24 protein-coding genes are annotated in these 25,740 nt (G+C 70.1%); 18 read left to right on the top strand and 6 right to left on the bottom strand.

The features are described from left to right. Window positions 1-71 precede the first annotated feature (71 nt). The 3 genes from FWJ24_RS07720 to FWJ24_RS07710 are packed head-to-tail and all read left to right on the top strand — an operon-like array spanning window position 72 to window position 3,069. Entirely contained in the window at window positions 72-902 is an 831-nt protein-coding gene (locus FWJ24_RS07720) for an alpha-1,2-fucosyltransferase (protein WP_166443626.1), read from the top strand. Further along, window positions 899-1,744 (top strand): glycosyltransferase family 25 protein, encoded by an 846-nt coding sequence (locus FWJ24_RS07715; RefSeq protein WP_166443625.1) that lies wholly within the window; start codon window positions 899-901, stop codon window positions 1,742-1,744. The genes FWJ24_RS07720 and FWJ24_RS07715 overlap by 4 nt, the downstream gene beginning before the upstream one ends. Further along, entirely contained in the window at window positions 1,741-3,069 is a 1,329-nt protein-coding gene (locus FWJ24_RS07710) for a glycosyltransferase family 2 protein (protein ID WP_166443624.1), read from the top strand. The genes FWJ24_RS07715 and FWJ24_RS07710 overlap by 4 nt, the downstream gene beginning before the upstream one ends. Here FWJ24_RS07710 and FWJ24_RS07705 read toward each other — a convergent pair. From FWJ24_RS07705 to FWJ24_RS07695, 3 genes are read right to left on the bottom strand one after another with little or no spacing between them, the layout of a single operon-like run. Continuing rightward, complete coding sequence (locus tag FWJ24_RS07705) at window positions 3,059-3,595, bottom strand: dTDP-4-dehydrorhamnose 3,5-epimerase family protein (RefSeq protein WP_150287219.1); 537 nt, start codon at window positions 3,593-3,595, stop codon at window positions 3,059-3,061. The two genes, FWJ24_RS07710 and FWJ24_RS07705, sit on opposite strands and share 11 nt — an antisense overlap. Window positions 3,596-3,619: 24 nt before the next feature. Continuing rightward, window positions 3,620-4,336, bottom strand: coding sequence for a fused DSP-PTPase phosphatase/NAD kinase-like protein (locus FWJ24_RS07700; protein ID WP_246155600.1), 717 nt, complete (start codon window positions 4,334-4,336; stop codon window positions 3,620-3,622). A gap of 6 nt (window positions 4,337-4,342) precedes the next feature. Next, window positions 4,343-4,555 carry an alkylphosphonate utilization protein gene (locus tag FWJ24_RS07695; protein ID WP_150287218.1) on the bottom strand — a complete coding sequence of 71 codons (213 nt, stop codon included), beginning with the start codon at window positions 4,553-4,555 and terminating at the stop codon, window positions 4,343-4,345. A gap of 162 nt (window positions 4,556-4,717) precedes the next feature. Between FWJ24_RS07695 and FWJ24_RS07690 the strand changes: the two genes are divergently transcribed. Further along, the gene (locus tag FWJ24_RS07690; protein WP_150287217.1) at window positions 4,718-7,000 is read left to right on the top strand and encodes an NADP-dependent malic enzyme; all 2,283 of its coding nucleotides are present in this window, start codon (window positions 4,718-4,720) and stop codon (window positions 6,998-7,000) included. A gap of 80 nt (window positions 7,001-7,080) precedes the next feature. Here the strand turns inward: FWJ24_RS07690 and FWJ24_RS07685 are convergent, their stop codons facing one another. Together FWJ24_RS07685 and FWJ24_RS07680 are read right to left on the bottom strand one after the other, a co-directional pair. After that, window positions 7,081-8,952 carry a hypothetical protein gene (locus tag FWJ24_RS07685; protein WP_150287216.1) on the bottom strand — a complete coding sequence of 624 codons (1,872 nt, stop codon included), beginning with the start codon at window positions 8,950-8,952 and terminating at the stop codon, window positions 7,081-7,083. A 152-nt stretch (window positions 8,953-9,104) separates the two neighbouring features. Continuing rightward, window positions 9,105-9,449, bottom strand: a complete 345-nt coding sequence (locus FWJ24_RS07680) for a HesB/IscA family protein (protein ID WP_150287324.1) — start codon at window positions 9,447-9,449, stop codon at window positions 9,105-9,107. 152 nt (window positions 9,450-9,601) lie between these two features. On the opposite strand from FWJ24_RS07680, the gene FWJ24_RS07675 reads away from it, so the two are divergent. The 14 genes from FWJ24_RS07675 to FWJ24_RS07605 all read left to right on the top strand — a co-directional run bounded on the left by FWJ24_RS07675 (window position 9,602) and on the right by FWJ24_RS07605 (window position 24,645). Continuing rightward, window positions 9,602-10,807 carry a deoxyguanosinetriphosphate triphosphohydrolase gene (locus FWJ24_RS07675; RefSeq protein ID WP_150287215.1) on the top strand — a complete coding sequence of 402 codons (1,206 nt, stop codon included), beginning with the start codon at window positions 9,602-9,604 and terminating at the stop codon, window positions 10,805-10,807. 51 nt (window positions 10,808-10,858) lie between these two features. Further along, complete coding sequence (gene argS, locus FWJ24_RS07670) at window positions 10,859-12,613, top strand: arginine--tRNA ligase (protein ID WP_150287214.1); 1,755 nt, start codon at window positions 10,859-10,861, stop codon at window positions 12,611-12,613. Window positions 12,614-12,678: 65 nt separating this feature from the next. Then, the gene (locus FWJ24_RS07660) at window positions 12,679-14,424 is read left to right on the top strand and encodes an SPOR domain-containing protein (protein WP_166443623.1); all 1,746 of its coding nucleotides are present in this window, start codon (window positions 12,679-12,681) and stop codon (window positions 14,422-14,424) included. Window positions 14,425-14,439: 15 nt separating this feature from the next. Then, a complete protein-coding gene (nagZ, locus tag FWJ24_RS07655; RefSeq protein WP_150287211.1) occupies window positions 14,440-15,453 on the top strand; it encodes a beta-N-acetylhexosaminidase in 1,014 nt (337 codons plus the stop codon). Between the two features lie 19 nt (window positions 15,454-15,472). After that, window positions 15,473-16,282, top strand: a complete 810-nt coding sequence (locus tag FWJ24_RS07650) for a segregation and condensation protein A (RefSeq protein WP_150287210.1) — start codon at window positions 15,473-15,475, stop codon at window positions 16,280-16,282. Window positions 16,283-16,293: 11 nt separating this feature from the next. After that, window positions 16,294-17,079 carry an SMC-Scp complex subunit ScpB gene (gene scpB, locus FWJ24_RS07645; protein WP_150287209.1) on the top strand — a complete coding sequence of 262 codons (786 nt, stop codon included), beginning with the start codon at window positions 16,294-16,296 and terminating at the stop codon, window positions 17,077-17,079. Further along, complete coding sequence (locus FWJ24_RS07640) at window positions 17,072-18,154, top strand: ABC transporter ATP-binding protein (RefSeq protein ID WP_150287208.1); 1,083 nt, start codon at window positions 17,072-17,074, stop codon at window positions 18,152-18,154. Before scpB ends, FWJ24_RS07640 begins: the two co-directional genes overlap by 8 nt. Window positions 18,155-18,243: 89 nt before the next feature. After that, complete coding sequence (locus FWJ24_RS07635) at window positions 18,244-18,483, top strand: twin-arginine translocase TatA/TatE family subunit (protein WP_150287207.1); 240 nt, start codon at window positions 18,244-18,246, stop codon at window positions 18,481-18,483. 84 nt (window positions 18,484-18,567) lie between these two features. Further along, entirely contained in the window at window positions 18,568-18,990 is a 423-nt protein-coding gene (gene tatB / locus FWJ24_RS07630) for a Sec-independent protein translocase protein TatB (RefSeq protein WP_150287206.1), read from the top strand. Continuing rightward, window positions 18,987-19,823 carry a twin-arginine translocase subunit TatC gene (tatC, locus tag FWJ24_RS07625; RefSeq protein WP_150287205.1) on the top strand — a complete coding sequence of 279 codons (837 nt, stop codon included), beginning with the start codon at window positions 18,987-18,989 and terminating at the stop codon, window positions 19,821-19,823. The genes tatB and tatC overlap by 4 nt, the downstream gene beginning before the upstream one ends. 275 nt (window positions 19,824-20,098) lie before the next feature. After that, a complete protein-coding gene (gene serS / locus FWJ24_RS07620; RefSeq protein ID WP_150287204.1) occupies window positions 20,099-21,559 on the top strand; it encodes a serine--tRNA ligase in 1,461 nt (486 codons plus the stop codon). Window positions 21,560-21,731: 172 nt separating this feature from the next. Continuing rightward, on the top strand, window positions 21,732-22,496 hold the full coding sequence (surE, locus tag FWJ24_RS07615; RefSeq protein ID WP_150287203.1) for a 5'/3'-nucleotidase SurE: 765 nt from the start codon (window positions 21,732-21,734) through the stop codon (window positions 22,494-22,496). Beyond that, window positions 22,493-23,176: a protein-L-isoaspartate O-methyltransferase family protein gene (locus FWJ24_RS07610; protein WP_150287202.1), complete on the top strand. Its 684-nt coding sequence runs from the start codon at window positions 22,493-22,495 to the stop codon at window positions 23,174-23,176. Before surE ends, FWJ24_RS07610 begins: the two co-directional genes overlap by 4 nt. Window positions 23,177-23,292: 116 nt before the next feature. Beyond that, a complete protein-coding gene (locus FWJ24_RS07605; protein WP_150287201.1) occupies window positions 23,293-24,645 on the top strand; it encodes a M23 family metallopeptidase in 1,353 nt (450 codons plus the stop codon). 218 nt (window positions 24,646-24,863) lie between these two features. Here FWJ24_RS07605 and FWJ24_RS07600 read toward each other — a convergent pair whose 3' ends face one another. Then, the gene (locus tag FWJ24_RS07600) at window positions 24,864-25,724 is read right to left on the bottom strand and encodes an ATP-binding protein (RefSeq protein ID WP_150287200.1); all 861 of its coding nucleotides are present in this window, start codon (window positions 25,722-25,724) and stop codon (window positions 24,864-24,866) included. Window positions 25,725-25,740: the final 16 nt, after the last annotated feature.

Below are 25,740 nucleotides of genomic sequence, written 5' to 3'. Positions count from 1 at the left end.
GGCTATTTAGCGCCATGGTTTCCGCGCGTCCAACCTTTGTTGTCCAGCTCCATGGCGGGCTGGGGAACCAGATGTTCCAGGCCGCGGCCGGCCTGGCCCTGCATCTGCGGCAAGGGGGGCGTCTCGTCTTCGATCTCTCGCGGTTCCGGGCCGGTGCCGCGCGCGGCTATGCGCTCGCGCCGTTCGCGCTGCCGGCCGAGATCCGCCCTGCCGAACGCGGCCTTGTTGCTGCCCTGCGCCGGCAGGTGGCGAAGCGCCGGGCGCCGGGCCGGCCGCCGGTTCCGCGCTGGTGGCGCGGCCCGGTCCATGTCGAACGCGGCTTCGGGCATGATCCCGCCATCGCGGCGCTGGCGGGGGATGCGCTGATCGCCGGCTATTTCCAGTCGCCGCGCTATTTCGAGGACCGGGCGGAGGCGATCGCCGCGCTGCTCGATCCCGCGCGGCTTGCCGGGCCGGGCGCGGCGGGGCGCGCGGTGCGGCTCGAAGGCGAGACGAGCGTGGCGGTCCATGTCCGGCGCGGCGATTACGCGAGCGGGACGGCCGGGGCGGTGCATCCGGTGCTGCCGGAGGCGTATTACATCGCCGCGGCGCAGGCGGTCCGGGCGCGGGTGGCGGGGGCGCGGTTCTTCGTCTTCTCCGACGATGCCGCCGCCGCCGCCGTGCTCGCGGCGCGGCTCGGGGATGCCGAGCCGATGGCCGGCGCCGATGCGGGCGAGGATCTCTACCTGATGAGCCGCGCCCGCCACCATGTGATCGCGAATTCCTCCTTCTCATGGTGGAGCGCCTGGCTCGACCGCCGGCCGGGCGGGATGCGGATCGCGCCGCGGCTCTGGTTCACGCCGGCCGCCGCCGCGACCCGCCCGACGGACGACCTCTTCCCGGCGGATTGGATGCGTCTGTGACGAGCCTGCCGGATCTTCCCGTCCTGCTGATCAATCTCGACCGGGATCCCGGGCGGCTCGCGCATATGCGCGCCGAACTCGGCCGGATCGGGCTCGGCTTCACCCGCGTGCCGGCGGTGCTCGGTCTCGCGATGCCGGACTGGGCCAGGCCCTATTTCCTCGACGAGGCCGGCCGGATCGCCTCGACACTCCGGCCCGGCGAGGTCGGATGCTATGCGAGCCATCTCGTCGCGGCGCAGCGGATCGTCGCGGCGGGGCTGCCGCATGCGCTGGTGCTGGAGGATGATCTCGACCTGCCGGCCGATCTCGGCCCGCTCCTCGGCGCGGCGCTCGCGGCGCTGCCGGCGGGCTGGGACATTCTCCGCCTCTCCAACCCGCCCAAGGCGCCGTATCGCGGGCTCGCGGCGCTGCCGGGTGGGCGCGAACTCGTGCTCTATTCGCGCGTGCCGAACAATACCGGCGCCCAGCTCCTGAGCCTTTCCGGGGCGCGGAAGCTGCTGCGCCCCGGCCTTCGCACCCTGCCGATCGACGAGCATCTGCGCCGGCCCTGGGATCTCGGGCTCGAAACCTACGGCATCGCGCCGGCGCCGATCCGCTCCAACATCTTCGACGCCTCGACGATCGACGCGATCGGCGATCGCGGGCTGGGCCGCGAGAGCCCGCTCGCCAAGCTCGCGCGGCGGCGCATCGGCGGCCCGGCGGACTGGCTGCGGCAATGGCGCTGGCAGCGGGCGCGGCTCGGCCTCGCCGGGCTCCTCCTGGCCCGGCTCCGCGCGGCCTTGCGCTCCGCCGGCTGGCGCGGCCTGGCGCTGCGGCTGCCCGGCGGAGGCGCCGGGCGATGAGGATCACGATCGGCATTCCCACCCGCGAGCGGGCCGGGACGCTCGGCGCGACGCTGGCGACGCTGTGCGCGATCGACGATCCCGGGCTCGAGATCCTCGTTTCGGACAATGCCAGCACCGACGGGACGCCCGGCCTCGTCGCCGCGCTCGACGATTCCCGCATCCGCTATCTCCGCACCCCGGTGCGGGTGAGCCAGCGCCAGAATTTCGAGCATGCGCTTGCCGCCGCGACCGGCGATTACGTGATGCTGATCGGCGATGACGATGCGGTCCTGCCGGCGCAATGGCCGCGCCTGCGCGCGCTTCTCGCCGGCCGGCGGCCGGCGGCGCTCGCCTGGTCGCCGCTCTTCTATCAATGGCCGGCGGCGCACAAGCGTGGCGGCGGCGGGCTTCTTCGGCTCAGGCGCGGCCTTGTCCACGGCGTGCCGGAGCGCCGGACCGCCGCCCGGCACCGGCAGGCGATCGTCGAGCTGGAACGCACGCGCGAGGATTTCGCCCCGAAGCTCTATCACGGCCTCGTCGCCCGTCCGGTGCTCGAGCGGCTCCGGGCGCGGACCGGCGAGGCGGTGATGAGCGGGCAGGTCGATGCCTATTTCTCGGCGGCCTTGCCCGCCATGCTCGACGATTATCTCTATATCCGCCATCCGTTCACGATCCTGGCGATGGGGCCGCAGAGCGGCGGATCGAGCGTGCTCGAGCAATTCGTCGGCACAGCGAACCGTGCGCTCGACGCGGTGGCGCGCGAGGCGGCGGCCGACCCCGTACGCGAGGCGCTGGCCGGGCCGTTTCCCTGCCTCGGCTTCTATCTCCTTGCGGGGATCGAGCAGGCGCGCCGGCATGTCTATGCCGGGGATCCCTGCCTGGGCGGCGATCGGCCGCTGCAATACGGGCGCTATTACGCGATGATCCTCGACCAGCTCGCCCATGTGCCCGGCGCGGCGCGGGATCGCGGCATCGCCATTCTCGAAACGCTTGCGGCGGAAACCGGATCGGCCGATGCGCTGGCGGCGGCGATCGCCGCCTGCCCGACGCGCCCGGCGCATCCTGCTATCGCGAGGAGATCGGTCGGCGGGCCGTTCGCGGCCCTGATCCGGCGGTTCGAGAGCCTGTCGCATGTGGCGCCGGGCCGGGTTGTGCTCGATCTCAAGCGGCGACGAGATGCGCCCGCGCGTCCCGGCGCGGTCGATCATGCCGCCGCGCTGGCGGATCGGCTGCTCGGACCGGCTGCAGATGCGCAGGAGGGCGCGGAGGAGGGTGCGGCGGACCCGGCGCGAGCCTGGCGCGGCGTGCATGCCCGCGCCCTCGCCGTGATCCTCAGGGGTTAGCGGGGAAGGCCGGCCAGGCGAGATCCGCCGGGCCGATCAGGGCCGGCGGCGCCGGCCAGGCGATCGCGAAGGCCGGATCGTCGTAGCGATAGCCCCGCGCCTGGCCGGGAACATGGGCGCGGCCCATCTGGTAGAGCACGTCGGTCTCCGGCTCCAGGGTCAGGAAGCCATGTGCGAAGCCCTCGGGGACGAACAGCGCCTCGGCACCCTCGGCATCGAGCCGGAAGGCGGCGTGGCGCAGCCGGGTGGGCGAACCGGGCCGCAGATCGACGATCACGTCGTGGATCGCGCCGCGGGTGACGCGCACGATCTTGGCTTCCGCATGCGGCGCCGCCTGGAAATGCAGGCCCCGCAGCGTGTGGCGGACCGGGTTGCGCGAGAGATTGATCTGGACATTGGTGAAATCGAGCCCGGCGGCGGCGCATTCCTCCGGGCAGAACAGGCGCGCGAAGAAGCCGCGCGCGTCGCGGTGCGGCTCGGGGCGGATCAGAAACGCGCCGGGCAGGGCGGTCGGTTCGAAGATCATGCCGGTTCCATAGCCGATTCCCGCTCATTCCCGCCGGAGAATCACCCGGTCGAGAAGGTCGGCAAGCCGGCCGGCGCGATGGGCGCGCGCGATGGCGGCGGGATCGTAATCCGCGCGCACCCAATCGAGAAACGGCGTCGCCTCGTCCGGATGCGCGGCGAGATAGGCATCGAACACCGCGTCGAGCACGCCGGTGCGGGACTGGCGGATATGGAGGAAGCGCAGGCCGAGCTGACGACGCGCCAGGCGGACGGGCACGCCTTCCGCCACGATCAGGTAGAGCGCCGCCAGCAGCCCGGCGCGGTCGGCGCCGGACTTGCAATGGAACAGCGCCGGATACGCAAGCCCGGCGAAGAAATCCGGCGCCGCGAGCAGGCTCTCCCGGCTCGGCGCGGCGCGCGAGAACAGCGGGAAGGTGACATAGGCGAGGTCGTGGCGCCGGCAGGCCTCGGCGACGAGCGCGTTGCCGCCATGGTGCGGGTCGTGCCGCGCGGTGACGATCGTGCGGATGCCCCGCCGCCGGGCCCAGGCGATATCCGAGGGAAAGGGCTGGTTCATCCGCCAGGCGCGCGGGGAAAGCCGGGCGCGGTTCTTCCAGAACAGCCTGAGCAGCGCGAAATCGACGAACAGGAAATCGATCCAGGCGGCGCGGCGCGCCCGCGCATCCGCCGGCGGCCGGGCGAACTGCGCGCGGTCGGGCAGGAAGCGGTTGCGCAATGCGCGCCGCAGGCGCCGGAACATATCTCCTCACGCCTTCTTGAGGAATTCCGTGCGCAGGACGAGGCCCTTGATCTTCTCGACCCGGCACTCGATCAGGTCCGGATCGTCGGTGAGGTGGATGCCCTTGATCAGGGTGCCGCGCTTGAGCACCGAGGACGTGCCCTTGACCTTGAGATCCTTGATCACCTGCACATTGTCGCCCTCGGCGAGCAGGGTTCCGTTGCAATCCCGCACATCCATATCGGTCTCCTTGCACCTGTCCGGCCGTCCGTCCGGGCTTCGTCGCGCTTACGACGAAAGCGCGCGGAACGCAAAGCGGCCGGCCGGGCGCGAACGGCCTTTCCGAGGGCAGGCGGATTTTCCTATAAGGTGCCGGGGTCGCGCGAATCCGAGGGGGAAATCATGGCGGTCGAGATGTCGAAGGATCTGCGCTCGGGGGCGCTCGTCTATCACCGCCAGCCGAAGCCGGGCAAGCTCGAGGTCGTGGCGACCAAGCCGCTCGGCAACCAGCGCGATCTTGCGCTCGCCTATTCGCCCGGCGTCGCGGCCGCCTGCGAGGCGATCGTCGACAATCCGGCCGAGGCGGCGGAGCTGACGGCGCGGCAGAACCTCGTCGCGGTGATCTCGAACGGCACCGCCGTGCTCGGGCTCGGCGATATCGGGCCGCTCGCCGCCAAGCCGGTGATGGAGGGCAAGGCAGTCCTGTTCAAGAAATTCGCCGGCATCGACGTGTTCGACATCGAGGTCGCGCAGAAGGATGTCGCCAAGCTCGTCGATGTGATCGCGGCGCTGGAGCCGACCTTCGGCGGCATCAATCTCGAGGACATCAAGGCGCCGGAATGCTTCGAGGTCGAGGCGATGTGCCGGGAGCGGATGGCGATCCCCGTCTTCCATGATGATCAGCACGGCACCGCCATCATCGTCGCGGCGGCGATCCTCAACGCGGTGGCGCTGGCCGGCAAGGACCTCGCGACGGTGAAGCTCGTCACCTCCGGCGCCGGCGCGGCGGCGCTTGCCTGCCTCAACCTGCTCGTCTCGCTCGGCATCCGGCGCGAGAACATCTTCGTCACCGATATCGAGGGCGTCGTCTACAAGGGGCGCGAGACGCTGATGGATCGCTGGAAGGCGGTCTATGCCCAGGAGACGCCGGCGCGGACGCTGGCGGAGGTGATCACGGGGGCGGATATCTTCCTCGGCCTCTCGGCGGCCGGGGTGCTCAAGCCCGAGCTGCTCAAGCGCATGGCGGACAAGCCGCTGGTGATGGCGCTCGCCAACCCCAATCCGGAGATCATGCCTGAACTGGCGCTGGAGGCGCGGCCGGATGCGATGATCTGCACCGGCCGCTCCGATTATCCCAACCAGGTCAACAATGTCCTGTGCTTCCCCTATATCTTCCGCGGCGCGCTCGACGTGCAGGCGACAACGATCAACGAGGCGATGAAGCTCGCCGCCGTGCGCGCGATCGCCGATCTCGCCCGCGAGGCGCCGTCGGATGTGGTCGCGCGCGCCTATGGCGGGGAAGCGCGCAATTTCGGGCCGGAATCGCTCATTCCCTCGCCCTTCGATCCGCGGCTGATCCTGCGCATCGCCCCCGCAGTGGCGCGCGCGGCGATGGAGACCGGGGTGGCGCGGGCGCCGATCGCCGATTTCCCGGCCTATGAGGAGCGGCTGGGCCGCTTCGTCTTTCGCTCCGGCTTCATCATGCGGCCGATCTTCCGCGCCGCGCGCGAGAATCCGAAGCGGGTGATCTATGCCGAGGGCGAGGACGAGCGCTGCCTGCGCGCGGCGCAGACCGCGATCGAGGAGGGGATCGCAGTGCCGATCCTGGTCGGGCGGCCGAATGTCGTGGAGACGCGGCTCAAGCGCTTCGGGCTCTCGATCCGGCCGGGGCGGGATTTCGAACTCGTCAACCCCGAAGACGATCCGCGCTACCGCGATTACGTCCAGACTTATCTCGAAATCGCCGGGCGCAAGGGCGTGACGCCGGACGGCGCCCGGACGCTGGTGCGCACCAATACCACGACGATCGCCGCGATCGCGGTGCGGCGGGGCGATGCCGATGCGATGATCTGCGGCCTCGAAGGGCGCTTCCAGTCGCGCCTGCGCATGATCCGCGACGTGATCGGCCTCGAACCGGGGGTCAAGGAACTCGCCGCGATGAGCCTGATGATCACCTCGAAGGGCGCGTTCTTCCTCGCCGATACCCATGTCCATGAGGATCCGGACGCCGCGCAGCTCGTCGAGATCGCGATGCGGGCGGCGCGCGCGGTCCGGCGCTTCGGCATCGAGCCGCGCATCGCGCTGGTCTCGCATTCGGATTTCGGCAGCCATGACGGCGCAAGCGCGCGCAAGATGCGCGAGGCGGCGCGGCGCCTTGCCGAGGCGGCGCCGGAATTCGAGGTCGACGGCGAGATGCAGGCCGATACCGCGCTCTCCGAGATCATCCGCCAGCGCGTGCTGCCGCATTCGCGGCTGACCGGCGAGGCCAATGTGCTGCTGATGCCCAATCTCGACGCGGCGAATATCGCCTACCAGCTCACCAAGGTGCTGGCCGATGCGCTGCCCGTCGGGCCGATCCTGCTCGGCACCGCCTTCCCGGCGCATATTCTGCCGCCCTCGACCACCGCGCGCGGCGTCGTCAACATGACCGCGCTCGCCGTGGTGGAAGCGCAGGGGCGGGGCTGAACGGGCGCAAGAAACGATAAAGGGCGGGAGACCCCGCCCTTTTCGTCGTCTGTCCCGCCGATGGCCCCGGCGGAACCGGTTCAGCGTGCGCTGACGTCGAAGCGGATCTTCGACAGGATCGCCGCCGGGTTGCCGGAGGCGGTGGCGAAATCCGTGAAGGTGAGCCCGTCGCCATTGGCGGCGCGGGCAGTGAGGTTCAGCGCCCCGAGCGTCTTGAGGAAGGTGCCGAGCGCCTCGGCGAGCTTGGCGGCATCGGGATGGTTGGAGAGGAAGGCGCCGATGATCGCCGGGCCCATGGTCTGCATCTCGACGCGGAGCTGATCCGGCGTCTTCTTCTGGTCCTTCGCGGTCTTGGCGACGAGCTTGTCGAGGCCGCCGCCGTTCTCGAGCGCGACATTCGCCGAACGGATGGTGCCGCTCATCATCGCCAGCGCCCAATTGGCCTGCGGGTCCTCGAACAGCTTGCGCTCGATATTGCCGAGTTCGGCCTTGAGCGCGAGCTTGGCGAGCTGGGCGATGTTGACCGAGACATCGTTGATCGCCAGGGTTTTCTTGCTCTCGTCCCAGCGCGCGTCGATCCCGGTCGTGAGGTCGAGCGTATCGAGCCCGATCTCGCGCAGCGTCCGGATGCCGTCATCCTTGCTGTTGGCCGGCACCGGCATCCTGAAATTCGCGAGCTTGAGGCCGATTGCGGTCGGGATCGCGCCGACGAAGCTGCCGGCGCGCATTTCGAAGCCGGCCAGCGTGAACTTCACGCGCTCGGATTTGGCCTTTGTGTCGGGAAGATCCGCCTCGATGCCGCCGATCGCGAACACGAGATCGCGCAGGACGAGATCCTTCAACGCCGTCTCCAGGCGGGTCCGCTCGTCGAGCGAGGCCTTCTGCCCCTGCTCGCCGGCAAGCGCCGCCTTGGCGAGGCCGGCGAAAAGCGCGGCATAGCCATCGCCCTCGAAGCGGCTCGACTTGATCTTGAAGAAGCCGTCCGCAGCGCGGATGTCGATCGCCTCGGTGCCGCCGCCGGCCTTGGCGCCACCGGCGAAGGTGACAGGCCCGATCGTGGCCGCGAAGGCATTGCCCTTCTCATCCTTGCCGCCGAAGGCGATGCCCTCGATCCGGCCCTCGCCCATCTCGAACGAGGTCCAGACATCGATGATCTCGGCCAAAGCCGCGATGCTGAGCTGGGGCTTCTCCTTGCCTTCCTGCTTGGCGAGTTCGCCGAGCACGTTGATCATGTCGACGATCGGCTTGCGCGGCAGCCGCGCCTTGATGCCCGAAACCGTGGTGCGGTTGGCGCGCATGGTGATCTCCGGGCCGGTGATCTCCATCGATTCGATCGAATAGGGGCCGTGCAGCGCCTTCATCGGCGCCTTGCCCGTCGGATCGGCATCGGTGATCCAGCGCGCCACGGCGGTGAGGTCGAAGGCGTCGATCGCCATCCTGCCCAGGGTGACGCGGGTCGGCTTGTCCTTCTGCTTGCCGAGCTTCATCACCGAATTGCCCTTGGCGCCGGCGATCTCGAGCCGGCCGATTGCGCCGGCGCGGATGCCGCGTGCCTCGACATTCTCGTAAACCGTCTCGCCGGAGAAGGATTCGTTGTCCTGAAGCCAGCGGATCGTGCCGATGCGCAGCGATTCTGCGTCGAATTTCGCAAGACGATCACCAAGATCGCGCGCGCTCGCGGCGCGGAAGATCGCCTCGATCTCCCCGCGCGCGAGGCTCGATCCGGTGACGCGGAGATCGCCCAGCACGACCTTTCCGGCCTTGGTGTCGATCTCGATCTTGTCGATGGAGACATTCTCGCGCGCGGCGGCGACCAGCGGCGCGAGGGCGATCCCGCCGGAAAGGTCGATCCGGAAGGGCAGGGCGCTCGCGCCGAGGGCGAGCGCGACCGCGAGCGCGAGCCGCGGGAGCGGGGCACGGGCGGCCGGAAGGGGGCGGGCAGGGACGGTCATGGCTTCTGTACTCGATCGACGGGCGGGAAGTCTGCTGACGAGACCATGGTAGCATAGACGGGAGCGTGCCGAAACGACCTGTGCGCCAGCACACAGCGCGCCGCCGCTTCACGCCTCGGCGCGATGGTCATCCATGCTCCCGGAGAGCCGGCTCAGAGGGTGAAGCTCGTGCCGCAGCCGCAACTCGAGGTGGCGTTCGGGTTGCGGATCTGGAAGGATTGCCCGATCAGCTCGGTGACGAAATCGAGTTCCGATCCGGCCAGAAACGGCGCCGAGACCGGATCGACCAGCACGGTCGCCGCGCCGGCCGGGATGCGGATGTCGTCCGCTGCAGCCGTCTCGGCGATGGCGAAGCGATACTGGAACCCGGAGCAGCCGCCGCCCTCGACCGCGACGCGCAGCATGGCGCCGGGCGTCTCGCCGGCGAGGATTTCGGCAATGCGCCGTGCCGCAGCGGCGCTGACCCGCAGGGGTTCAGCCGGCGGTGGCGGCGGCATCTGGGGTGCGGGCGCGGGCGTGAGGGCGAATTTCAGGGTCATCGCAACCGTCGGCCGGGGTTCAAGGCCCGGGCCGCCTTTCGTTTGTCGTGATGCGAATGTAAGGACGGAGCCTCGACTCGGCAACATCCTCCAGCAGCGCGAGGCATGGCTTGCTCTTCCATCGCGAACGTCCGCTCTCGCCCTTCGCCGTTGATCATCGCCGGAGCCGGGGCCGGCTCATCCCTGAGCCGCCCTCGCCGACGCGCACCGTCTTCCAGCGCGACCGCGACCGGATCCTCCACTCCAACGCCTTCCGGCGACTCAAGCACAAGACCCAGGTCTTCGTGGAGCACGAGGGCGATCATTACCGCACCCGGCTCACGCATACGCTGGAAGTGGCGCAGATCGCGCGCTCCATCTCGCGCATCCTCGGCCTCGATGAGGACCTCGCCGAGGCGCTGGCACTGGCGCATGATCTCGGCCATCCGCCCTTCGGCCATGCTGGCGAGGACGCGCTCGACCGGCTGATGGCGGCGGAGGGCGGGTTCGACCACAATGCCCAGGCGCTGCGCATCGTGACGCGGCTCGAACGGCGCTACGCCGCCTATGACGGGCTGAACCTGACCTGGGAGACACTCGAAGGGCTCGTCAAGCATAACGGCCCGCTTCTCGATGCGGCGGGCGCACCGGCCGGCCGCTATCGCAAATCCGGCGTTCCTTCCTCGATCATCGATTTCGATCAGAAGTATCCGCTCGATATTTCAAGTTTTGCTTCAGCCGAGGCGCAGGTGGCCGCGCTGGCGGATGACATCGCCTACAACGCCCATGACATCGATGACGGGCTGCGCGCGGGGCTGTTTCCCGCCAAGGACCTGCGCGACGTGCCTTTCCTCGCGGCGATCCTCTACGAGATCGATCGCCTGCATCCCGATCTCGACGAGGGGCGGCGCGGCCACGAGATCATGCGGCGCGTCATCACGCGGCTTGTCGAGGACGTGGCGAGCGAGAGCGAGCGGCGGCTTGTCGCGCTCGCGCCGCTGAGTGCCGAGGATATCCGCGCCGCCGGGGCGCCGGTCATCGCCTTTTCCGCCTCCATGGCCGAGGGCGAGGCGGCGCTGAAGGATTTCCTGTTCACGCGGATGTATCGCCATCCGCGCGTGAACCGGTTGCGCGAGGCCGCGGCGCGGATCATCGAGGATCTGTTCCGGCGCTTCCTCGCCGAGCCGGCCGAGATGGGGGAGGATCATCCGGATGCCGGCCACAACGATCCCGCGCGCCTGCCGCGCCGGGTCGCGGATCACATCGCCGGCATGACGGACCGCTTCGCTATCCAGGAACATGGCCGGCTGTTTGACCAAACGCCCGCGCTTCGCTAGCGAGACGCCTTCCATGCCCGCCCGCGCGGGCGGCACCATCGGTCCGTTTCGATGAATCTGTTCCATCTCTTTGCCGCCGAACTCCAGGCCGTGCTCGCCACCCTGCCCGAAACCGCCGCGCTTCCGGCCGAGATCCGGGCGCGCGCGACCGTGGAGCCGCCGCGCGACCCTTCCCATGGCGATCTTTCGACCAATGCCGCGATGGTTCTGGCCAGGGAGGCGCGGATCAACCCGCGCGATCTCGGCATGCGGATTGCGGATGCGCTGCATGCGCGCGGGCTCTATGCGCGTGTCGCGGTGGCGGGGCCGGGCTTCATCAATGTCACGCTCAGGCCCGACGCCTACGAGGCCGTGGTGAAGGCGGCGCTCGCCGCCGGGGCCGATTATGGCCGCGCGACACTGGGGCAGGGGCGGAAGGTCAATGTCGAATATGTCTCCGCGAACCCGACCGGGCCGATGCATGTCGGGCACGGGCGCGGCGCGGTCTATGGCGATGCGCTCGCCAATCTCCTCGCGTTTGCCGGCTGGGCGGTGACGCGGGAATATTACATCAATGATGCCGGCGCACAGGTCGACGTGCTCGCCCGCTCCGCCTTCCACCGCTATCGCGAGGCGCTGGGGCGTGAGGTGGGGCCGGTGGGCGAGGGGCTCTATCCCGGCGATTATCTCGTGCCGGTTGGCCGGGCGCTGGCCGAGACGCATGGCGAGGCCCTGGAAAGCCTGCCCGAGGCCGAATGGCTGCCGCTCGTCCGCCGCGCGGCGATCGATGCGATGATGGCGATGATCCGCGACGATCTCGCCGCCCTCGACATCCGCCACGACGTGTTCTTCTCGGAAGCCTCGCTGCAGGCGCCGGAGGACAGGGTGGCCGCCACCATCGCCGAATTCCGGGCGCGGGGCCTCATCTACGAGGGGCGCCTGCCGCCGCCCAAGGGCCAGACGGACGAGGATTGGGAGGACAGGACGCAGACCCTGTTCCGCGCCACCGATTTCGGCGACGATGTCGACCGGCCGCTGCTCAAGAGCGATGGCGGCTATACCTATTTCGCTTCGGACATCGCCTATCACAAATCCAAGTTCGATCGCGGCTTCGCCGAGATGATCGATGTCTGGGGCGCGGATCACGGCGGTTACGTCAAGCGCATGCAGGCGGCGGTGAAGGCCGCGACCGGCGGCGCCGGCGCGCTCGAGGTGCGGCTCTGCCAGCTCGTCAAGCTGATGCGCAACGGCGAGCCGGTGAAGATGTCGAAGCGCGCGGGCGATTTCGTCACACTGCGCGACGTGATCGACGAGGTCGGACGCGACGCGATCCGCTTCATGATGCTCGACCGCAAGAACGACGCCGAACTCGAATTCGACCTCGCGAAGGTGATCGAGCAATCGAAGGACAACCCGGTCTTCTACGTGCAATACGCACATGCGCGCATCTGCTCGGTGTTCCGGCAGGCCGAGGCGGCGTTCGGCGCGATCCCGATCATGGACGAGGAGATCGCCGCCGCCGATCTCTCCATTCTCACCGATGAGGGGGAGCGGGCGCTGATGCGTCAGGTGGCGCAATTCCCCCGGCTCATCGAGCAGGCGGCCGCCACGCGCGAGCCGCACCGGATCGTTTTCGCGCTCTATGATCTCGCAAGTGGCTTCCACGGCTTGTGGAACCGGGGCAAGGATTTGCCTGATTTGAGATTTATTAATAACGATGACCGAAAAGGAACATCGGCGAGGCTTGCGCTCGTCAAGGCCGTCCGGACGGTGATCGCGAACGGGCTCGCGCTGCTCGGCGTTTCCGCGCCGCAGGAAATGCGCTAGCGTCCCGGTTCCGCCGATCGCGCCGGTCAGCCCGTATGTCCGCGTATCGAGGAGGATGAGCGGTCATGGCTCGAAACGACCAGACCCGCCGGGAGCCCACCCTCGCGGATCTCGAGGCCTTCGAAAAACTGCTGCGGGAGAGCCTGCACGGGGAGCGTGTCGCAGCGCCGGCCCCGCCTGCGGACCAGCCGGCGACCCCGCCCGCTCACGCGGCGCCGGCGCGGGGCGCGGATGCGGCGGCCATGGCCGAGCTGGCGCGGCTGGTTGAAACGCCCGTCGATTTCCAGGTGCCGGCGCCGCTCGCCTCGCGGCGGACCGCGCCGGCCGAGCCCGCGCCGGTGACGATGCACGGTGCCGCGCGGGCCGAACTCACGCCGGGCTGGACACCGGAGCCGCAGGTCGCGGCGCATTTCCACGACAGCTCCGCCCCGACGGCCGCCCCCGCCGCGGCCCTGGAGGCGGTTGACCCGCTCGCCGCCTTCGAGGAGGAATTGCGGCGCTTTGACGCCATGCGTGCCAGCGAGGATGCCGCCCGGCGCGGCGCGCCGGCCGATGCCGCTCCCATGCCCCGAAATGGTAATCCCGCGCATTCCGGGGCGGCCTATGCGGACAGCACCCATGCCGATGGGGCGCATCCGGCTCCGGAGGATGCGCAGGCGGCCTATGCCGTGCCGGGGTCCGGCCAGGCAGCGCCCTCGCCGCTGACGCTCGCCGAGGAGCGGATCGCGGCCGAGGCAGCCGCCGCCGCTGCTGCCGCAGGCGGGCGTGGCGGGGTCCGGCGTTCGCGCGGGATCTTCCTCGCGCTCGGCGGGCTTGCGGTCGCGGGGCTTGCGGTGATCGGCGGGTCGATGGTGTTCGGGTCCAAGCGGGCCCCGACCGGCCCCGGCGGCGTTCCGGTGATCGCCGCGCGGCCCGAGCCGACCAAGGAGCGCCCGGCCGAACCCGGCGGGCTCGAGATTCCGGACCAGAACAAGCAGGTGCTCGCGCCGCGTGGCACTACGAGCGAAACCCGACCGTCGCAGGTTGTCACGACCACCGAGCAGCCGCTCGACCTCAATCAGGTGACCCGGCGGGAATCGGTGCGCATCGTCGCGCCGAGCCCGTATCAGAATGCCGGCGCCGCCGCACCGAGTTCCGCCGCCGCGCAGGCCGAGGGCGCCTCGGCCGCGGCCTCGGTCGAGGCGCGCCGCGTCAGTTCCGTGCGCATTCCGGTCGGCGGCGGCGAGCCCGCGCCGGCGCCCGGCCCGGCCGCTGGGGGCGAAACATCCCGCAGCGCCGTGCCGTCCTTCGCGGCCGGCGCCGAGACGCCGGCGCAGGCCCCGGCCTCCGCGCCGTCGGCACCGGTTCCGCCCGTTCCGCCCGCGAAGGTCGAATCGCGTCCGACCACGGCCAGCGGGCCGTCGCGCGAGAGCCCGGTGCCTCGCACCGAGACGCCACGCGCGACGCCCCCGGCCCGCGTCGCTGCCGCGCCGGCTCCGGCCCGCCCGGCGCGTGAGCCCCTGCCGCTGACGCCGCCGCGTGCGGCCGAGGAGGGCGAGACGCCCGCCGCCAATGCCGGCGCAGCCACGGGCAATTTCGCGATCCAGCTCGCCTCACGCCCCAGCGAGGCCGATGCGCGCACCGCCGGGAACCAGCTTCGCGGCCGCTACGCCGCGATTCTCGGCGGCAGGAACCCGAATGTCGTCACCGGCGAGGCGAATGGCCAGACGGTCTACCGCGTCCGTGTCGGCGGCTATTCGCAGGCGGCCGCCAACGAGGCCTGCCGCAGGATCAAGGCGGCCGGCGGCGGCTGTTTCGTGACGCGCCAGTAACCGCCGAAGCCGCGCATGACACCCCTGATCCTCGGCGCCGCCGGACCGCGCCTCTCCGACCGCGAGGCGGATTTCTTCGCCGAGCACCGGCCCTGCGGGTTCATCCTGTTCAAGCGCAACATCGAGGAGCCCGCGCAGGTCCGGGCGCTGGTTGCGGCGCTGCGGCGCGCGGCCGACAACCCCGACGCGCTGATCCTGATCGACCAGGAGGGCGGGCGCGTGGCGCGGCTGCGGCCGCCGCATTGGCGGGAATATCCGCGCGGTGCGGAATATGGCCGGCTCTGGCCGATCGATCCCGACCTCGCCGGCGAGGCGGCCTATCTCGGCGCCCGGCTGATCGCCGACGACCTCGCCGCGCTCGGCATCAATGTCGATTGCCTGCCGGTGCTCGACGTGCCGGTGCCGGGGGCCGACAACATCATCGGCGACCGCGCCTATGGACAGGCGCCGGAACCGGTGATGGCGCTGGGCCGCGCGGCGGCGCAGGGGCTGCTCGATGGCGGGGTGCTGCCGATCATCAAGCATATCCCGGGACATGGCCGCGCCATGGCCGATTCGCACCTGGCCTTGCCGGTGGTCGAGGCGCGCCGGGCGGCGCTCGAGGCCCATGATTTCCCGCCCTTCCGCGCGCTCGGCGACCTGCCGCTCGCGATGACGGCGCATGTGATCTTCACCGCCTATGACCGCGACAACCCCGCCACGACCTCGCCGGGCGTGATCGCGGACGTGATCCGCGGGCTCATGGGGTTCGACGGGCTGCTGATGAGCGACGATCTCTCGATGAAGGCGCTGAGCGGCGCCTTCGCGGCGCGGCGCGCGGCGGTGCTCGCCGCCGGCTGCGATGTCGTGCTCCATTGCAACGGCGAGATGGCGGAGATGCGCGAGATCGCTGCAGGCTGCCCGGCGCTTGATGCCGCCGCCGGACGCCGGCTCGCGGCGGCGACGGCGCTGCTCCGGCGGCCCGCACGGCCATTTGACCGGGGACAAGCCGAGGCGCGGCTCGCGGAACTGCTTGCCTTGGCGGGCTGAAACCCCGATTCTCGCGCGGATGAGCGCCACAAATCCGGAAACCGGCGATTTCACCTTCGAGGCCACCGAACTCGCCGAGAGCGAGGGCGCGCTGCGGCTTGTGGTCGATCTCGACGGTTTCGAGGGCCCGCTCGACCTGATGCTCGATCTCGCGCGGCGCGACAGGCTCGATCTTCGCGCGATCCCGATTGTCGCGCTCGCCGACCAGTATCTCGCCTTCATCCGCGCGGCATCACGGCTGAAGCTCGAGATCGCCGGCGATTATCTGGTGATGGCGGCCTGGCTCACCTATCTCAAATCGCGGCTGCTGCTGCCGGCGAAGCGCGAGGATGGCGCGCCGGAGACCGAGGATCTCGTCGCCGATCTCGCCGAACGGCTGCGCCGGCTCGAAACGATCCGCCGCGCCGGCGAGATGCTCGGCGAGCGGCTCGGCGCGGCGCGCGCAACCTTCCCGCGCGGCATCGCCTCGGCCTCCGTGGTCGAGACCGCGCGGGCCTGGGACCTCAGCCTCGTCGATCTCCTCGCGGCCTATGCCGCGCGGCGGCTGTCGCGGGTCCGCGCGGAATACCATATCGAGGCGCGGCGGACGCTCTCGATTCCCGAGGCGCGCGCCATCCTCGAACGGCTGATCGGCGCCCATGCCGATTGGTGCCCGATCGACCTGCTGCTGGCGGCGATCGGTCCGGGCGAGGCGGAGCCGCGCTCGGCGCGCGCCTCCGCCTTCGTGGCGGCGCTGGAACTGGCGCGGGAGGGGCTCGTCGAATTGCGACAGGAGGCGGCCTTCGCGCCGCTCTATCTGCGCGGCTGCCCGGCGCGGCTTGCCTCGTGAGGGAGGAGCGGATGACCCCGCCGGCGATGCGCGCGGTGACCGAGGAGACCAACGAGGCGGAACGCCGCTTCGCGCATGGCGTGCGCGTGGCCGAGGCGCTGCTGTTCGCCTCCGCCGAGCCGCTCGCCAGCGAGGCGATCGCGCGGATGATGCCGCAGGGCGTCACCGCCGAGGCGGTGCTCGGCGAACTGGAGCGGCTCTACCGGCCGCGCGGGGTCAATCTGGTGCGGGTGGCGGGGAAATGGATGTTCCGCACCGCGCCCGATCTCGGCTACCTGCTGAAGCCGGAGGCCGAAGAACCGCGCCGGCTCGGCCGCGCCGCGCTCGAGACGCTGGCGATCATCGCCTATCACCAGCCCGTCACCCGCGCCGAGATCGAGGCGCTGCGCGGGGTGTCGCTGTCGCGCGGGACGCTCGATGTGCTGCTGGAGGCCGGGTTCATCCGGCCGCGCGGCCGGCGGCGCACGCCGGGGCGGCCGGTGACCTACGGCACCACCGAGACCTTCCTCATCCAGTTCGGGCTCGACCGGGTGGGCGACCTGCCGGGGCTCGAGGAGATCGCCGCGGCGGGGCTGGTCGAGGGCCAGGTCCCGGCCGGGCTCGGCGTGCCGCTGCCGAGCGACGACCCCGCCCTGCGCGCCGACGAGGACCCGATCGAACCCGACCTGTTCGATCTGATGGCCGAGGAGCGGCTCGCCGAGGCGGCGGCCGAGGCACCGCTCGATCCCGACCATCCCGACGGTGGAGCGCAGGCCGCCGGGCCGCAGCGCGATCCGGAGCCGCGCGGCCGTGACTGAGCGTTTCGCGGGCCGGCTCCGCGCCTCGGCCGTCATCCCCGCCTCGCTCGCCTTCGAGGCGATCACCCGCCGCTTCGCGGGCGAGGCGGCGCTGTCAGGTGTCAGCTTCACCGTCGGCGAAGGCGAGGTGATCGGGCTTCTCGGCCCGTCGGGATGCGGAAAATCGACGCTGCTGCGGCTGGCGGCGGGGATCGACGTGCCGGATTCCGGGCGCATCCTGCTCGATGGCCGCGAGATCGCCGGGCCGGGGCGCTTCGTCGAGCCGGAGGAGCGGGGGATCGGCCTCGTCTTCCAGGATTACGCGCTGTTCCCGCATCTCGACGCGCTCGGCAACGCGGCCTTCGGCCTCGGCGGGCTGCCCCGGCGCGAGGCGCTGGCGATCGCCGATGCGGCGCTCCAGCGCGTGGGGCTCGGTCACCGGCTGCGGGCGATGCCGCAGGAGCTTTCGGGCGGCGAGCAGCAGCGCGTGGCGCTGGCGCGCGCCATCGTCGCACGGCCGCGCGTGCTGCTGATGGATGAGCCCTTCTCCAATCTCGACCGGCGGATGCGCGATCAGGTCCGCGACCAGACGATCGCCATCCTGCGCGAGACCGGTGCCACCGCGCTTGTCGTGACCCACGACCCCGAGGAGGCGATGATGATCTCGGACCGGATCGCGCTGATGCGCGCCGGCCGCCTCGTCCAGATCGCGCCGCCGCGCGAGATCTATGCCCGCCCGGCCGATCTCGACGTGGCGCGTTTCTTCTGCGATCTCAACGAGGTCGAGGCGGAGGTCCGGGGCGGGCGGCTTGTCTCGCCGCTCGGTGTCTTTCCCGCCGGCGGCCGGGCCGAGGGCGCGCGCGCGGTGCTCGCGCTGCGGCCGCAGGCGATCCGGCTGGCGCCGGCCGGGCAGGGCCTGCCGGGGCGTGTGCTCGACCGGCGCTTCATCGGCGAGGCCGAACTCGTCGATCTCGTGGTGGAGGGGCTCGACCAGCCGTTGCGCGCCCGCATCCAGGGCGGGGGGGCGGGCGGCGGTGGCGGGCCCGGCGCCGAGATCGGGGTCGAGATCGGGGCGGACGAGGTGCTGATCTTCTGAGCCGGCGCGGTCCTTGTTTTTGGCGCAAAGAAACCCTAGGTTCGCCCCCGGTTCGGGCGGGGCCCGGAGTTCACGTGTGGGAGACGTCTATGGGCAGCATGAGCATCTGGCACTGGCTCGTCGTGGCGGTCATCGTGCTGCTGCTGTTCGGGCGCGGCAAGATCCCGGAGCTGATGGGCGATGTCGCCAAGGGGATCAAATCCTTCAAGGCCGGCATGAAGGATGAGGAGGCGGCCCAGAGCGATGCCGCCAAGAAGGAAATCGAAGCCAAGGCCGGCGAAGCCGCCAAGGCCGCCGAGGCGCCGAAGACCGAACAGAAGATCGGCTGATGCGTCGCGCCCTCCGCGCCCAGCCGCCCGCGCGTGCGGCATCGCCCGGCGCGGCGGCGCCGGCCAGACCAGGCGGAGCCCGCGATGCTTGACATCGGCTGGAGCGAACTCGTCGTCATCGGGATCGTGGCGCTGATCGTGATCGGCCCGAAGGAATTGCCGGGCGTGATCCGCTCGGTGGGGCGCGGCGTCGCGAAGCTCCGGACGATGGCGGGCGAGTTCCGCATGCAATTCGACGATGCGATGCGCGAGGCCGAGCTTCACGACGTCAAGAAAAGCTTCGACGACATGAAATCCGCTGCCGACAGCGCCGCCGCCGGCTTCGCCGATCCCGCCGCGATGATCCGCGACGAGGTCCGCGGCGCGGTCGAGGGCGCCGCTGCCTCGGCGGAGCAGGCCGGCGGCGGAGAGGCGGGCTCGACCCTGCAGCGGATCGAGGCCGATATCCGCGCGCTCGAGAGCGAGGCGGCCGCGCCCGAGGCCCCGAAGGCCGGAGGTGCGGCATGAACGCGCTTGATCCCAACCCGGCGAAGACCGATCCGCCGCCGCGCCCCGGGCATGACGAGATCGAGGCCTCGCGGGCGCCGCTGATCGAGCATCTCATCGAGCTGCGCACCCGGCTGATCCGGGCGCTCATCGCCTTCGTGGCGATGACGATCGTCTCCTTCGCCTTCTCAAAGCAGATCTACAACATCCTGACCTGGCCCTATGTCTGGGCGGCGGGCGGGCCGGACAAGGCCCCGCTGATCTTCACGCATCCGCTCGAATACTTCTTCGTGCAATTGAAGCTCGCGCTGTTCGGCGGGGCCTTCCTCGCCTTTCCGGTGATCGCGACCCAGATCTACAAATTCGTCGCGCCCGGCCTCTACAAGGATGAGCGGGAAGCTTTCCGCCCCTATCTTGTCGCGACGCCGCTCTTCTTCCTGCTCGGCGCGGCGGTGGTGATGCTCGGCGCCATGCCGATGCTGATGCGCTTTGCGCTCTCGATGCAGCAATCGGGCGATCCGTCGCTCTCCAGCATCACCTATCTCGGCAAGGTCGATGATTATCTCAGCCTGATCATGACGCTGGTCTTCGCCTTCGGCATCACGTTCCAGCTCCCCGTGATCCTGACGCTGCTGGCGCGGATCGGCCTGATCGACGCTGCCTTCCTGCGCGACAAGCGCCGCTACGCGATCGTGCTGGTCTTCGTCGTGGCGGCGATCCTGACCCCACCCGACATCCAGAGCCAGTTCATGCTCGCGATTCCCACGCTCGCGCTCTACGAGCTCTCGATCCTCGCGGTGGCGATGGTCGAGAAGAAGACCAAGGCCCGGCGGGACGAGCGGGAATACGGTTGATCGTCTTGGTGCGCGGTTCTTGGATGCGCGCCTCCTGCGCGGCTCATCCGGGCTGACCGCCCGGCGCCTGTTCGGGCTTTGAAAGAACCAGCTGGACTGCGCCCTGTTCGGCACTCTCGGGAATATCCGAGCGGATGGCGCGTTGCGCCGCCATGCCGGGCTTGGCCCGGGCCGCTGCGCCTTGCTATAGCCGATCCCGCCACAAAACCGTTTCTCGCCGGCCGCAAACCGGCCATGAGGGAAACGTCGTCTCTCAGCGATTCGCGAGCCTCGCCATGCACGATATCCGCGCCATCCGCGAGAACCCGGAGGTTCTCAAGCACGCTCTGACGCGTCGGGGACAGGCGGCCTCGGAGGTCGAGGCGCTGGTGGCCTCGATCATCGAGACGGATGCAGCCTATCGCGCGGCGCTGACCGAGAAGGAGGCGCTCAACGCGCGGCGCAACGCGGCCTCGAAGGAGATCGGCGCCGCGATGGCCGCGAAGGACGTGGCGCGCGCCGAGGCCCTCAAGGCCGAGGTTGCGGCGGGCAAGGAAAGGCTCGCCGCGCTCGAAGGCGAGGCCGGAATGCTTGAAGGCAAGCTCCGGGATACCCTCGCGGCGATCCCCAACCTGCCGCTTGCCGAGGTGCCGGACGGTGCCGACGAGCACGGCAATGTCGAATATCACGCGGCCCCCCGCAGCGACATTCCGGGCTCCGCGGTGCCGCGCCCGGCGAAGCGGATCGAGACCGGCCGGGATCATGTCGCTCTCGGCGAGGCGCTCGGGATGATGGATTTCGAGACGGCGGCGAAGCTCGCGGGCAGTCGCTTCGTCGTCACCAGCCGGCAGATCGCGCGGCTCGAACGCGCGCTCGGCCAGTTCATGCTCGACCTGCACACGGGTGAGCACGGCTATGTCGAGGTCAACCCGCCGATCCTCGTGAAGGACGAGGCGATGTTCGGCACCGCGCAATTGCCGAAATTTCGCGAGGACCAGTTCATGGTCATGAGCGAGGGCACGCGCACCGAATTGCTGAGCGATGCGCTCGCGCATGTCTCGCCGGGCGATGCGCAGGTCTTCCGGGAGGGGCTGATGTCGCTCCAGAAGCTGGTCGCCCGCACGCTTGAACGGGCGCCGGCGCGGGAGGATCGCTGGCTCATCCCCACCGCCGAAGTGCCGCTCACCAATCTCGTGCGCGAGAGAATTCTCGCGGAGGAAGAGCTGCCTCTCCGCTTCACCGCGCTGACGCCGTGTTTCCGCGCCGAGGCGGGCTCGGCGGGGCGGGATACGCGCGGCATGCTGCGCCAGCACCAGTTCAACAAGGTCGAACTCGTCTCGATCACCACGCCGGAGACGAGCAGGGACGAGCATGAGCGCATGCTCGCCTCAGCCGAGACCGTGCTCAAGCGCCTCGGCCTGCATTACCGCGTCATGATGCTCTGCACCGGCGATATGGGCTTCGCGAGCCAGAAGACCTACGATATCGAGGTCTGGCTGCCGGGTCAGAACACCTATCGCGAGATTTCCTCCTGCTCGGTCTGCGGGGATTTCCAGGCCCGGCGGATGGAGGCGCGCTACCGGCCGGCGGGAGAGAAGAGCACCCGCTTTGTCCACACGCTCAACGGTTCGGGCGTTGCGGTCGGGCGCTGTCTCATCGCGGTCATGGAGAACTACCAGAACGAGGACGGCTCGATCACCGTGCCCGACGCGCTGGTCGGTTATATGGGCGGCATGAAGCGGATCGAGAGAGCGTGAGCCTTCGCGGGCCATGCCGCCGGAACCGTGGATCGCCGGCCAAGCTTGGCCATGACATTGGACTAGCGGCAAGGATGTCCGCCACGATGACGAACCGAACGCTGATCCTTTCGAAGGCCGAAGGCCGCCCGAGCTTATGCGAGGGAACCCGCGCCGGAGGCGCGCCCAACCCATGAAAATCCTCGTCACCAACGATGACGGCATTCACGCCCCCGGCCTCCGGGTGCTGGAGGCGATCGCGCGGCAGCTGTCCGACGACGTGCATATCGTCGCGCCGGAGACGGACCAGTCCGGCGTCTCGCATTCGCTTTCGCTCAACGATCCGCTGCGGCTGCGGCAGGTGGGCGAGGGGCATTACGCGGTGAAGGGCACGCCGACCGATTGCGTCATCATGGGCGTGCGCCACCTGCTGCGCGACAATCCGCCCGATCTCGTGCTCTCGGGCGTCAATCGCGGCCAGAATGTCGCGGAGGACGTCACCTATTCCGGCACGATCGCGGCGGCGATGGAGGGCACGATCCTCGGCATTCCGTCGATCGCGCTCAGCCAAGCCTATCAGTTCGGCAGCCATGAGGGGGTCGATTGGTCCTGCGCCGAGGCGCATGGCGCGCCGACCATCCGCCGCATTCTCGAGATCGGCGTGCCGCGCGGCATCGTCATGAATGTCAATTTTCCGGCCCGGAAGCCGGAGGAGGTCAAGGGCTACGCGGTTTCGGTCCAGGGGCAGCGCAACCAGGCGCTGCTCAATGTCGACAAGCGGCAGGACGGGCGCGGCAATCCCTATTACTGGATCGCCTTCGCGCGCGGCCGCGAGACCCCGCCGGAGGGAACCGATCTGCACGCGCTCGTCGAGGGCAGGATCGCGGTGACGCCGCTGCGCCTCGATCTCACCGATTTCCCCAATCTCACCCGCTTCGCGGAGGCGCTTGGCGGATGATGCCGGGCGGGAGCGCGCCGGGCGGCCTTGCGGACGGCCTTTCCGCCGATACCGCGCTCGCGCGCTTCATCCTCGACCTGCGCTCGAAGGGCCTGACCGATCCGGCCCTGCTGACGGCGTTCGAGCGCGTGCCGCGCGCGCGTTTCCTGCCGGGAATCGCGCCGGGGCGGCTCTATTCGCCGCTTGCGCTGCCGCTGCCCTGCGGCGAGGAGGCGACGGATCCCTTCAGCCTCGCGCGCCATCTGGTGCTGCTCGATCTGCGGCCGGGCCTGCGCGTTCTGGAGATCGGCACCGGTTCCGGTTTTCTCGCGGCGCTGATGGCCCGGCTCGGGGCCAGCGTGACGAGCTACGAGCGCTATCGCACGCTGATCCGGCAGGCGGAGGCGGCGCTGCGCGCGAGCGGGGCGGAGGATGTCCGGCTCGCGCTCGGCGACGGGCTGGCGCGGATCGAGGGGCTTGGCGGCTTCGACCGCGTGATCCTCAACGGCGCGCTCGAACAGGTGCCGGCCTTCCTGCTCGAACGGATCGGCCCCGGCGGCATCATGCTCGGCCATCGCCGGCGCGGCCGCGAGACGCGGCTCGTCATCTGGCGCAAGGACCTGACCGGCCATGCCAAGCCGCAGGATCTCGGCCCCTCGCGCGCGGGAATCCTGCGGGCGGGCCTGCCGGCCGCGCTCTGAACCGGCGCTGCCGGCCGGGATTTACGGTTTCGTAACCGTGCCGCTCAACCCGCCCTTAAGCTGAATCCGGCTTTACTCCGGCCCGATGTCTTTGAATCATCCGCGTGGGTCGAGTAATGCGTAACGTTCTCCGGGATGCGGTGAGGGGTCAGGCCCGCAGGGGCCGGCTGCTGGCCTCGGTCATGGTCGCCGGTCTTGGCGCCGCGTGTTCCTCCGATGTCGCGCGGTTCGGCAACGATCCCTTCGCCAACCCGTTCCGCTCGCGCGCGGCCTATGATCCGGTCACGACCGGCTCGACGAACCGTCAGGGCGTGCCGCCGGCGGCCCAGCCCGCGGGTTCCCAGCCTCTGCCGGCGCCGACGACCGGCACGGTCGCCACCACCGCGCTGCCCCCGCCGGGCGTCGCGCGCGCGCCGGCCGCGACCGGCTCCGTCGCCTCGGCGAATTACCCGGCCCTGACGCCGGTTCCGAAGGCCCCGGCCACCGCGCTCGGTGCGCCCTCGGGCTGGACGGCCGCCGGCGGCACGCCGGTGACGCTTCAGCCGGGCGAGACCATCTCGACGCTGTCGAACCGCTACGGCGTGCCGGCGAGCGCGATCCTTGCTGTCAACGGGCTCTCGAACGCGACGCAGGCACGGCCGGGACAGCAGGTGGTCATCCCCGCCTACAACCCCGTGACGGGCAATCGCCCGCCGGCGCAGCTCGCCCAGGCTGCGGCCGCGATCGACCGGCCGAAACCCGAGCCGGTCAAGGTGCAGCCGCGGCCGGTTGCCCAGCCGCTCCCCAGGGCGGGGGTCCCGCAGGCCGCATCGGTGAAGGTCGAGCCGCCCAAGGCCGCGCCGACCCGCCAGGTGCTCCAGAAGGCCGAGAGCGAGGCCGAGAAGCGCGCCGCCGCCAGGCTTCGCGCCGAGAAGGCCACCCCGGTCAAGGTCGAGCCGCCGAAGCCGCGGACCAAGCCAAACCCGGACGATGTCGAGACCACGGCCTCGATCCCGTCTCCGAAATTGCCGCCGAAATCGGCGCCCATGGTCGCCCGCAACGAGCCGCCGAAGGCCGAGGAGAAGCCCGCCGAAACCGGTGGCGGAGCCGACACTCCCGAATTCCGCTGGCCGGCCAAGGGCCGCGTGATTTCCGGCTTCGGTGCGCGCGGCACCGGCGGGGCCAATGACGGCATCAACATCGCTCTGCCCGAGGGCACCCCGGTGCGCGCGGCCGAGGGCGGCACGGTCGTCCATGCCGATGATGCGCTCAAGGGGTATGGGAAGCTTGTGCTGATCCGCCACCCGAACGGCTATGTCTCGGTCTATGCCCACAATTCCGAACTGAAGGTGAAGCGCGGCGAGAGCGTGCGGCGCGGCCAGGTGATCGCGAGTTCCGGCCAGAGCGGCAATGTCACCGCGCCGCAGCTCCATTTCGAGATCCGCAAGGGCGCAACGCCGGTCGATCCGAGCAAATATCTCGGGGAGTAAGGGGCAACCTCCTTCGGGGATCGTCCCGGTCTCGCGAGACCTTGGCCGGGATGCCTGACCCCGCCGCCTCCAAGGAAAGGGGCGGCGGGGTTTTTCTTTCCGGCCTCCGCCTTCGCTGCCTCCAAGGAAAGGGGCGGCGGGGTTTTTTGCTTTGCGGCCTCCGCCTTCGCCGCCGCCAAGGAAAGGGGCGGCGGGGAGGAGTGCGGGGTTGTTCCGGTTCAAGCGACTGTCTTGCCCAGCCGTCCGGCGAGATCGTTGATGAACTGCCAGGCGACGCGCCCGGCGCGCGAGCCGCGCGTCGTCGCCCATTCGAGCGCCTCGTGGTGGAGGTCGGCTGCGGGATAATCGAGCCCGAAATGGGCGGCATAACCGTCGATCATCGCGAGATAATCGTCCTGCGAGCATTTGTGCAGGCCGAGCCAGAGGCCGAAGCGATCGGAGAGCGAGACCTTCTCCTCCACCGCCTCATGCGGGTTGATGGCGGTGGAACGCTCGTTCTCCACCATGTCGCGCGGCAGCAGGTGGCGACGGTTCGAGGTGGCGTAGAACAGCACGTTCTCCGGTCGGCCCTCGATGCCGCCATCGAGCACCGCTTTCAGGGATTTGTAGGCGTTCTCGCCGGCATCGAACGAGAGATCGTCGCAGAACAGGATGAAGCGGAACGGTGCCGGCCGCAGCAGGTTCATCAGCGCCGGAAGGCTTTCGATATCCTCGCGGGAAATCTCGATCAGCTTCAGCGGGTGGCCTTCCGCGCGCATCTCGGCATGGGCGGCCTTGACGAGCGAGGATTTGCCCATGCCGCGCGCGCCCCAGAGCAGCACGTTGTTGGCCGGAAGCCCGCGTGCGAAGCGCCGCGTATTGGCGACGAGGATGTCGCGGACATGGTCGATGCCCCTGAGCAGCGCGATCGGCACCCGCGCAATCGCCGGCACCGGCCGGAGGCGTCTTTCCGAAGCAAGCCAGAGGAACCCGTCGGCGGCGGTGAAATCGGGTGCGGGCGGCGGCGGTGGGGCGATGCGCTCCAGTGCCTCGGCAAGACGGGTCAGGATCGGCAGCAGGGCGGGGTCGGAGACGGGCATGGCGGGCGGCGGCGGG

The sequence above is a fragment of the Rhabdaerophilum calidifontis genome (assembly GCF_008641065.1).
GTDB lineage: Bacteria > Pseudomonadota > Alphaproteobacteria > Rhizobiales > Beijerinckiaceae > Rhabdaerophilum > Rhabdaerophilum calidifontis.
The sequence above is the reverse complement of the archived record's forward strand: the minus strand, read 5'-3'. Positions and strand labels throughout refer to the sequence as shown.

What these genes read in the sequence shown, in the direction of transcription:
- tatC (WP_150287205.1), top strand. Translation starts at nt 18,987, where the DNA reads ATGAACGCGCTTGATCCCAACCCGGCGAAGACCGATCCGCCGCCGCGC.
- FWJ24_RS07695 (WP_150287218.1), bottom strand. Translation starts at nt 4,555, where the DNA reads ATGGATGTGCGGGATTGCAACGGAACCCTGCTCGCCGAGGGCGACAAT.
- FWJ24_RS07610 (WP_150287202.1), top strand. Translation starts at nt 22,493, where the DNA reads ATGATGCCGGGCGGGAGCGCGCCGGGCGGCCTTGCGGACGGCCTTTCC.
- scpB (WP_150287209.1), top strand. Translation starts at nt 16,294, where the DNA reads ATGACCCCGCCGGCGATGCGCGCGGTGACCGAGGAGACCAACGAGGCG.
- FWJ24_RS07600 (WP_150287200.1), bottom strand. Translation starts at nt 25,724, where the DNA reads ATGCCCGTCTCCGACCCCGCCCTGCTGCCGATCCTGACCCGTCTTGCC.
- FWJ24_RS07685 (WP_150287216.1), bottom strand. Translation starts at nt 8,952, where the DNA reads ATGACCGTCCCTGCCCGCCCCCTTCCGGCCGCCCGTGCCCCGCTCCCG.
- FWJ24_RS07635 (WP_150287207.1), top strand. Translation starts at nt 18,244, where the DNA reads ATGGGCAGCATGAGCATCTGGCACTGGCTCGTCGTGGCGGTCATCGTG.
- FWJ24_RS07690 (WP_150287217.1), top strand. Translation starts at nt 4,718, where the DNA reads ATGGCGGTCGAGATGTCGAAGGATCTGCGCTCGGGGGCGCTCGTCTAT.
- FWJ24_RS07680 (WP_150287324.1), bottom strand. Translation starts at nt 9,449, where the DNA reads ATGCCGCCGCCACCGCCGGCTGAACCCCTGCGGGTCAGCGCCGCTGCG.
- FWJ24_RS07700 (WP_246155600.1), bottom strand. Translation starts at nt 4,336, where the DNA reads ATGTTCCGGCGCCTGCGGCGCGCATTGCGCAACCGCTTCCTGCCCGAC.
- nagZ (WP_150287211.1), top strand. Translation starts at nt 14,440, where the DNA reads ATGACACCCCTGATCCTCGGCGCCGCCGGACCGCGCCTCTCCGACCGC.
- FWJ24_RS07660 (WP_166443623.1), top strand. Translation starts at nt 12,679, where the DNA reads ATGGCTCGAAACGACCAGACCCGCCGGGAGCCCACCCTCGCGGATCTC.
- argS (WP_150287214.1), top strand. Translation starts at nt 10,859, where the DNA reads ATGAATCTGTTCCATCTCTTTGCCGCCGAACTCCAGGCCGTGCTCGCC.
- FWJ24_RS07720 (WP_166443626.1), top strand. Translation starts at nt 72, where the DNA reads ATGTTCCAGGCCGCGGCCGGCCTGGCCCTGCATCTGCGGCAAGGGGGG.
- serS (WP_150287204.1), top strand. Translation starts at nt 20,099, where the DNA reads ATGCACGATATCCGCGCCATCCGCGAGAACCCGGAGGTTCTCAAGCAC.
- tatB (WP_150287206.1), top strand. Translation starts at nt 18,568, where the DNA reads ATGCTTGACATCGGCTGGAGCGAACTCGTCGTCATCGGGATCGTGGCG.
- FWJ24_RS07710 (WP_166443624.1), top strand. Translation starts at nt 1,741, where the DNA reads ATGAGGATCACGATCGGCATTCCCACCCGCGAGCGGGCCGGGACGCTC.
- FWJ24_RS07705 (WP_150287219.1), bottom strand. Translation starts at nt 3,595, where the DNA reads ATGATCTTCGAACCGACCGCCCTGCCCGGCGCGTTTCTGATCCGCCCC.
- FWJ24_RS07650 (WP_150287210.1), top strand. Translation starts at nt 15,473, where the DNA reads ATGAGCGCCACAAATCCGGAAACCGGCGATTTCACCTTCGAGGCCACC.
- FWJ24_RS07605 (WP_150287201.1), top strand. Translation starts at nt 23,293, where the DNA reads ATGCGTAACGTTCTCCGGGATGCGGTGAGGGGTCAGGCCCGCAGGGGC.
- surE (WP_150287203.1), top strand. Translation starts at nt 21,732, where the DNA reads ATGAAAATCCTCGTCACCAACGATGACGGCATTCACGCCCCCGGCCTC.